Annotated in this window: 8 protein-coding genes and 1 pseudogene; all 9 read left to right on the forward strand. The window is 43.0% G+C overall.

Features of this window, described 5'->3' with window-relative positions:
* Window positions 1–839: pseudogene (locus A3761_RS12960) on the forward strand (bifunctional prephenate dehydrogenase/3-phosphoshikimate 1-carboxyvinyltransferase); the annotation flags it as partial.
* A 65-nt stretch (window positions 840–904) separates the two neighbouring features.
* Window positions 905–1,579: a (d)CMP kinase gene (gene cmk / locus A3761_RS12965; protein ID WP_068553342.1), complete on the forward strand. Its 675-nt coding sequence runs from the start codon at window positions 905–907 to the stop codon at window positions 1,577–1,579.
* A gap of 119 nt (window positions 1,580–1,698) precedes the next feature.
* Window positions 1,699–3,375 (forward strand): 30S ribosomal protein S1, encoded by a 1,677-nt coding sequence (gene rpsA / locus A3761_RS12970; protein WP_068509310.1) that lies wholly within the window; start codon window positions 1,699–1,701, stop codon window positions 3,373–3,375.
* A gap of 144 nt (window positions 3,376–3,519) precedes the next feature.
* On the forward strand, window positions 3,520–3,816 hold the full coding sequence (locus tag A3761_RS12975; protein WP_068509308.1) for an integration host factor subunit beta: 297 nt from the start codon (window positions 3,520–3,522) through the stop codon (window positions 3,814–3,816).
* 81 nt (window positions 3,817–3,897) lie between these two features.
* Window positions 3,898–4,197: a LapA family protein gene (locus A3761_RS12980; RefSeq protein ID WP_068553343.1), complete on the forward strand. Its 300-nt coding sequence runs from the start codon at window positions 3,898–3,900 to the stop codon at window positions 4,195–4,197.
* A gap of 3 nt (window positions 4,198–4,200) precedes the next feature.
* Window positions 4,201–5,379, forward strand: a complete 1,179-nt coding sequence (locus tag A3761_RS12985) for a tetratricopeptide repeat protein (RefSeq protein ID WP_068553344.1) — start codon at window positions 4,201–4,203, stop codon at window positions 5,377–5,379.
* Between the two features lie 26 nt (window positions 5,380–5,405).
* The gene (gene pyrF, locus A3761_RS12990) at window positions 5,406–6,131 is read left to right on the forward strand and encodes an orotidine-5'-phosphate decarboxylase (RefSeq protein ID WP_082865164.1); all 726 of its coding nucleotides are present in this window, start codon (window positions 5,406–5,408) and stop codon (window positions 6,129–6,131) included.
* Window positions 6,124–6,705, forward strand: coding sequence for a chalcone isomerase family protein (locus A3761_RS12995; protein ID WP_068509304.1), 582 nt, complete (start codon window positions 6,124–6,126; stop codon window positions 6,703–6,705). Before pyrF ends, A3761_RS12995 begins: the two co-directional genes overlap by 8 nt.
* A 116-nt stretch (window positions 6,706–6,821) precedes the next feature.
* Window positions 6,822–7,172, forward strand: a 351-nt coding sequence (locus A3761_RS13000; protein ID WP_197473039.1) for an alpha/beta fold hydrolase, incomplete at its 3' end; no start/stop codon positions are given.

Here is a 7,172-nt window from a genome sequence, read left to right on the forward strand (position 1 = left end):
GTATTCGTTATGATATGCCAATGGCCAGTGCGCAAGTAAAGTCTTGTTTGTTATTGGCGGGCTTATACGCTGATGGCGAAACACAGGTTCAGGAGCCAGCGCCGACTCGAGACCATACAGAGCGTATGCTTAATGGTTTTGGTTATCCGGTAAAGCGAGAGGGTGCAGTTGCTACTTTGGCTGGAGGTGGTTCTCTGAAAGGCGGGTCTATTGATGTGCCTGCGGATATTTCCTCTGCAGCTTTCTTTATGGTTGCTGCATCTATCTGCCCAGGCGCTGATTTGACACTCAAGCACGTAGGCCTAAACCCTACGCGTGTTGGTATTATCAACATTTTACGCCAGATGGGTGCTGATATAGAGGTAATGAATGAGTCTGTCGTAGGTGGTGAGCCTGTAGGCGACATTCGTGTTAAGCATGCACCTCTTAAAGGAATTAAAATTCCAGAGGATCAGGTTCCGCTTGCGATCGATGAGTTTCCTGTTTTGTTTATTGCTGCGGTTTGTGCTGAGGGAGAGACGGTCTTAAGTGGCGCTGAAGAGCTTCGTGTTAAGGAAAGCGACCGTATACAAGTGATGGCTGATGGTTTGGCGCAGCTGGGTGTTAGAACGGATGTTAAGCACGACGGTATAGTGATCAAGAATTCTGAGATTCAAGGCGGTACAGTTCATAGTCATGGCGATCATAGAATAGCGATGTCTTTCGCTGTCGCTTCATTAAGAGCGAAGGGTGAAATCGTGATTAGGGATTGTGCTAATGTTGCGACGTCATTTCCAAATTTTGTTGAGTTGGCTAGTGAAGTGGGTCTGAATATTAGCGTTGAAGACGATTCCGAGTAAAACGAGTTGTAGTAAAGAATGGTGCTGAAAAATTTCGTGACATTCAAAAAATTGGAGATAGTTGAATGACATGCAAAGTATTAACGATAGATGGTCCCAGCGGCGCGGGTAAGGGGAGTATTGCTCAGCTCGTGGCGAAGCATTTGGGCTGGTCTTTGCTTGATAGCGGGGCGCTTTATCGTCTTACCGCGCTGGCTGCTACTAGGTTGGGGGTTGCTTTCGATAACGAAGAGGCTTTGGCTGAAGTCGCTGAGAAGTTAGATGTTGAATTCGTTCCATCTGAGTACGGTGAGCCTGTCAGAGTATTACTTGGTGGTCAGGATGTGACGAATGATATTCGTACAGAAACTGTGGGTAATGATGCGTCAAAGATAGCGCCTTTGGCATCTGTTCGCGCAGCATTATTGCAAAGGCAAAGAAACTTTGCAGTCGAGCCTGGCTTGGTTGCTGATGGTCGAGATATGGGGACAGTGGTGTTTCCAGAGGCAGAATATAAGGTATTTATGACAGCGAGCGCAGAAGCTAGGGCGGATAGACGCTTTAAGCAGTTGAAGGCGAAGGGGGAAGATGTTAAAATCGCGCCCCTTTTAAAGGAGATAGAAGAGCGAGACGCCCGAGACATGGGGCGAAAAAATGCTCCGCTCAAAGCCGCTGAAGATGCGTATCATGTTGATACTACAGGGCTTTCTATCGAAGAAGTTTTAAAGGAAGTTGTTAATTTTATTGAGCGGAAATCTTAATAAATACGACTTCTAAACTTTTGGGTTTTGGTTAACGTTGGCCAGCAATGCAAAACCCATTTCAATAAATAAACCGTACATGCTGGTGGTACGGAGAATTTAATCACACAGGAATTGTAATGAGCGAGAGCTTTGCAGAGTTATTTGAAGAGAGTCTAAATGAAATCGATATGACCCCGGGAGCAATTATTGCGGGTGTTGTAGTAGATATTGATAGCGACTGGGTTACAGTAAACGCTGGCCTAAAGTCAGAAGGTGTTATACCTCTATCTCAATTTGTTAACGAGAGCGGTGAAGTCGAATTAAAGATCGGTGACTCTGTTGATGTTGCACTAGATGCTGTTGAAGATGGCTTCGGTGAAACACGCCTATCTCGTGAGAAGGCTAAGCGTGCTGAAGCTTGGAAAGAGCTTGAGAAAGCATTTGAAGCTGAAGAAATCGTTAAAGGTGTGATTAACGGTAAGGTTAAAGGTGGTTTCACTGTTGAGCTGAAAACTATCCGTGCCTTCCTTCCTGGTTCATTGGTTGATGTTCGTCCAGTACGTGACACGCTACACCTTGAAGGTAAAGAATTAGAATTTAAAGTTATCAAGCTAGATCAGAAGCGTAACAACGTTGTTGTTTCTCGTCGTTCAGTGCTTGAAGCTGAAAATAGTGCAGAACGTGAAGCATTGCTTGAGTCAATGGCTGAAGGTATGGAAGCCAAGGGTATCGTTAAGAACCTTACTGACTACGGTGCTTTCGTTGACTTAGGTGGTGTTGACGGTCTTCTACACATTACAGATATGGCTTGGAAGCGTATTAAGCATCCAAGTGAAATCGTAAATGTTGGTGACGAGATCAATGTTAAAGTATTGAAGTTTGATCGTGAGCGTAACCGTGTTTCACTAGGCCTTAAGCAGCTAGGTGAAGATCCATGGGTACAGATCAAAGAGCGTTACCCAGAGAATACTCGTGTAACTGCGCGCGTAACTAACCTAACTGACTACGGTTGTTTCGCAGAAATTGAAGAAGGCGTTGAAGGTCTTGTTCACGTTTCTGAAATGGATTGGACTAACAAGAACATTCACCCATCTAAGGTTGTTCAGTTAGGTGATGAAGTTGAAGTAATGGTTCTTGATATCGATGAAGAGCGTCGTCGTATTTCTCTAGGTATTAAGCAGTGTCACGCTAATCCTTGGGAAGAGTTCTCAAGCAAGTTCAACAAAGAAGATAAAGTTAGCGGTAAGATCAAATCTATCACTGACTTCGGCATCTTCATTGGTTTGGATGGCGGCATTGACGGTCTAGTTCACTTGTCTGATATTTCTTGGCACGAAACTGGCGAAGAAGCTGTTCGTAAGTACAAGAAAGGCGACGAGATTGAAACTGTGATTCTTTCTGTTGATCCAGAGCGTGAGCGTATCTCTTTAGGTATCAAGCAGCTTGAGCGCGACCCATTTGCTGAATACGTGCAGGTTAACGATAAAGGTACTATCGTTACAGGTACTGTTAAGTCAGTAGATGCGAAAGCAGCTATTGTAGAACTTGGCGAAGATGTTGAAGCGACTTTGAAAGCTTCTGAAATGAGTCAGGATCGTGTTGAAGATCTAACTACTCAGCTTAAAGAAGGCGATGAAGTAGAAGCTAAGATCATCAATATTGATCGTAAGAATCGCGTAATTAATTTGTCTGTTAAGTCTAAAGATATCGATGACGAAAAGCAGGCGATGAAAGAAGTTCGTGAGAAGCAAGTTGAGTCTGCTGGACCAACTACAATCGGTGATTTGATTAAAGAGCAAATGCAAAACAAGTAATGCGCTTTCATCAATACAACTAACTGGTTGTAATATAATCAAAAAAAACGGGCTATAGGCCCGTTTTTTTTGTTTTTTTGGTTTCTTTGTCTACACTGAAAAAAAGCAACGTTATTGTTGAGTCTTTTAGGGATCGAACAGTTAATGACAAAGTCCGAATTAGTTGAAATTATTGCTGCGAAGCAAACGCAGTTGTCAGTCAAAGATGTTGAGCTGGCGATAAAAACACTTATTGATCTTATGTCTGATACCTTGTCGTCAGGGCAGCGTATTGAGATTCGTGGGTTTGGTAGTTTTTCTCTACACTATCGAGCACCAAGGATGGGTAGAAATCCGAAAACAGGTGAGTCTGTTAGTCTTCAGGCAAAGCATGTGCCTCACTTTAAGCCAGGTAAAGAGCTTAGAGATCGTGTAAATGAGAGTCTAAAAGAAGGCTATTAATCAAATTCGCCTCTAATATAGTCAGCGTGTTAACATGGTAAAGATCTAGGCACGTTTCAATATTTGAGTCAGGTTTTATTAATGGCACGTATTTTATTCGCTCTTTCATTTCTTCTTTTTGTAGTTATTCTACTCGCTTGTGTTGTTTTTGTTTTACGAAATGATGCGCTTGTAGCTGTGGATCTATTATTTGTCGAGTTCACCTCTCTTAGTGTGGGGTTTTGGGTGTTAGGCAGCTTGGTTGTTGGCCTCATTCTTGGTTTCTTATTTTCTGTACCGACTCAGATTTTCCTTTTTGGTTCGAAAAAAATTAAAGATAAGCGTCTCCAGACAACAGAAACTAAACTGTCGAGACTTAGAAGAGCGACCTCAAAAGGCTAGTAAATGGAAACTGCGCAGCTCTGGGTTTTTCTGTTTTTAGCGCTTTCTTTAGGCTGGTTGTTCGGATATAGCGCTAAGCAGAAAAGGTCTCCTACTAGCGAACCTAGCCAAACAAAGGTCGGTGAAAAGCACCGACTCCAGCTGCTTTTTGATAGTTATTCCGATGATGCTATAGATCGATTGATTAACTCCCTGGAAGTATCCGAAGAAACTCTTCAAACACACATCTCTATCGGTACGCACTTTAGAAAACAAGGTGAGGTAGAGAAAGCTATACTAATTCACCAGAATCTAATGGCTCACCCAGAAATCTCAAATGAAGCCAGTGATGCTGTGATATTTGAGCTAGCAAAAGACTATAAAGCTGCAGGCCTTTTCGATAGAGCAGAGTCTTTATTGTTACAATTAACACAATCTAAAAGATACTCCTATCGTAGTCAGGTTTTATTACTTGATATCTGTGAGCGTGAAAAAGACTGGTCAGGCGCATTGGTCATTGCTAAAGAGATTGATTTAAGGCGTCATCCCGAAATAAAGATTCGACTGTCTCAGTACTATTGTGAGCTTGCTGAGGAAAAGCTAAAAAGTAACCAGCAAAGGGAAGCAATCAATTTATTTAAGCAGGCTTTGGGAGTTAATAAATTGTGTGTCAGGGCTTTGCTTGGACAGGCTGCGCTTGCTCAACAGGATGAGAGGTATGGAGAAGCTATTCGTTTCTTAAAGCAAGTTGCAGAAATAGCTCCTGAAGACATCATTTTAGCTTTGCCTCTTTTGTTAGAGTGCACCGTCAAGACAGAATCTTTTGATCAGCATCAGGCGTATCTTAAAAACCTTTACGAAGATACAGGGCAGATGCCAGTGATGTTGGCAGTCGTTGCTTCAATGGAAGCTCAGGGGCGTAAGGATGAAGCATTTGAATTCCTGCTTGACCAGCTTTCCAGTTTGCCAAGTCTTCGAGCATTAAACTATTTATTTAGTATGGAGGGCATGTCTGATGACATTCACCCGAAGTTGGCTCGCCAATTGATTAGAATTATATCCCGTGAGAGTGATAAGAAAGAGAAATACCGCTGTTCTCAGTGTGGATTTAACGGTGGGCAGCTGCACTGGAATTGTCCTAGTTGTAAGAGCTGGCAGACGATTAAACCGGTATTAGAGTATGAAAAAAAGGTCGTGAATTAAACGATTTCGGAATTGTAAGGATTTATATGCAAGGTACAGACATGTCTTCGGTAGAACAAAAATCACCACTAATAGTTGCGCTTGATTACCCTGACTCGGCAAGTGCAATAAAAATGGCTGAGTCTCTAGACCCCTCATACTGCCGGGTAAAGGTCGGGAAGGAACTATATACACGTTGTGGACCTCAGATATTGGAGTCCCTGCATGGTCTTGGTTTTGAGGTGTTTCTCGATCTAAAATTTCACGATATTCCAAATACGACAGCTAATGCAGTTGCTGTGGCTGCAGACCTTGGTGTCTGGATGGTAAATGTTCATGCATCTGGTGGACGGCAGATGATGGAAGCCTGCGTTTCCAAGTTAACTAGCTATCAGAAAAAGCCCTTGTTGATTGCTGTTACGGTGTTGACTAGCATGCAAGACGCAGACCTTCATGAGCTTGGTTTGGAGGTGTCAGCGCAACAGCAGGTAAATCGATTGGCCGAGCTCAGTAGAGATGTAGGAATGGATGGCGTAGTGTGTTCTTCACACGAGGTAGCTGAGTTAAAGGCTAACTTAGGGGCTGACTTTAAGTTGGTGACCCCGGGAATAAGGCCTGCATTTGCTTCAGTGGGGGATCAGAAGCGGATTATGACACCGTATGAAGCTGTTCAGGCTGGCTCAGACTATTTGGTGATAGGTAGGCCAATTACTCAAGCTGATGACCCAATGGATGCCTTATCAAAGATAACCAAGGAGCTGGCGCTTGGGTAAGGTTTCAAAAAGCTTGATAGCTTTGTTCTGTTTTGTTCCTGTTATGCTTAGTTTTGCCGGGCCGGAATCGAAACATGAAGCGTCAAGCACTTTGGGTTTTCCCGTAATAAGCTATCTAGCGCATATGCAGCAGACCTATACATTCGTATTGATAGGAGAAGCGGAACGGTCATTCCTATTTTTTGATGTCTATGATGTCGCTTATTACCGAAGTGTTTCCCAGTCTAACAAGAGTAATTATGCAGAGCTTCTAACTCTGAATTATGAAAGAGATTTGCCTAAAGAGAAGGTTCACAATGCTTTGTCAGAAGGGCTTGAGAAAAATCTTTCAAATCACGACTTTCAGGCGCTTTCTCAAGAAATAACTAAGCTGGTGTCCAGTATCAATACAGATGTAAAAGAGGGAGACTCTCTCAAAATATTCTTTAAGCCAGAGGGGAAGGTGAGTTTTTATTACAATAACGTGCGTGTTTCCTCATTTTCGAATACAGCCCTCTCTCGTGCTTTACGTGCGATCTGGTTAGGGGGGCAATCTGTTGTAGATCAGGCGATGTTAACTAAAGGCCTGAATTAAGATTTTGATCTTTTAAGGCATACTTTCACAAATCTTACCCAATTAACTTGTTATCTGCTCTGATTTCTATCACCCTTAACTGCTCGCTCAGTGACATTAGGTGGAAGGAGGCTTGTGTGAATAAAATCGCAGGGAAACTTGAGGTCTCACGATTTGAAATTCCGTATAGGCTATATGGCTCTTCAGATAAGTTAATGGTATGCATTGGCGGTGCAAAACAAACCATGTCTGCATGGCGCAGTTTTGTCTCTCGTTTTCAAACTGAATACAGCATCCTGGTATTTGACTTGCCTGGGCAAGGGCGTGCAAAAATTAACTACGGTTGCATGGGGGTATCGCTTGAAGAGCAAGTGGATGCCTTGCATGAGTTATTAGTCAGAATTGATGCGCAAAAGTACTCTAGTCGATATTTAGTTGGCGGCTCTTGGGGCCCAATTGTTGCGGCTTCTTATTTGGATCGTTATCCG

This window comes from Oleiphilus sp. HI0123 (assembly GCF_001635315.1).

Bases quoted from the DNA above. Each gene is read 5' to 3' on its own strand.
- cmk (WP_068553342.1), top strand. From the start codon at position 905: ATGACATGCAAAGTATTAACGATAGATGGTCCCAGCGGCGCGGGTAAG.
- rpsA (WP_068509310.1), top strand. From the start codon at position 1,699: ATGAGCGAGAGCTTTGCAGAGTTATTTGAAGAGAGTCTAAATGAAATC.
- A3761_RS12975 (WP_068509308.1), top strand. From the start codon at position 3,520: ATGACAAAGTCCGAATTAGTTGAAATTATTGCTGCGAAGCAAACGCAG.
- A3761_RS12980 (WP_068553343.1), top strand. From the start codon at position 3,898: ATGGCACGTATTTTATTCGCTCTTTCATTTCTTCTTTTTGTAGTTATT.
- A3761_RS12985 (WP_068553344.1), top strand. From the start codon at position 4,201: ATGGAAACTGCGCAGCTCTGGGTTTTTCTGTTTTTAGCGCTTTCTTTA.
- pyrF (WP_082865164.1), top strand. From the start codon at position 5,406: ATGCAAGGTACAGACATGTCTTCGGTAGAACAAAAATCACCACTAATA.